This is a genomic window from Neisseria sp. P0019.S003, assembly GCF_051957115.1.
GTDB classification, from domain to species: domain Bacteria; phylum Pseudomonadota; class Gammaproteobacteria; order Burkholderiales; family Neisseriaceae; genus Neisseria; species Neisseria flavescens_D.
In genome coordinates, this window is sequence record NZ_JBQCWT010000074.1 from 1 (window position 1) to 462 (window position 462).

Genomic DNA, 462 nt, shown 5'->3' on the forward strand with positions numbered 1-462 from the left:
CATCCGAGCATGCCGGTTTATGTTCGCACCACCAATGACGATTACGTCAAAACCTTTACCTAAATGGGTGCGGAAGAAACTGTCTCCGATACCAAAGAAACCAGCCTGGTGCGGGCAAGCTATGCCATGTGGGGCCACGGTCTCTCTTACAACCATGTTTATCAAACCGTAACCCACATCCGTCACAGCCGCTATGCATCGTTGCAGGACTTGTTTGTCGGCAGTGATGATGACAGCTTCTCCGACGAAGACAGCAATGCCGTCTGCCGCCACGCTTTCCCATTGCAAGGCGAGGCATACGCCATCGGCAAAACCATCCGTGAATTACCAGTGGCAGCGCATTATCTGAAACTATTGTTTATCCGCCGCAATATCGGAAAAATCCAAGATCTTGACCCTGATTTCGTTCTGGAAACCGGCGACATTTTGGGTGTTGCAGGCAAGCAGGAAGAAATTATTTCC

Annotated in this window: 1 pseudogene; it reads left to right on the plus strand. The window is 50.2% G+C overall.

Annotated elements, in window-relative coordinates:
- A pseudogene (locus ACTHTS_RS11150) lies at nucleotides 1-462 on the plus strand (TrkA C-terminal domain-containing protein); the annotation flags it as partial.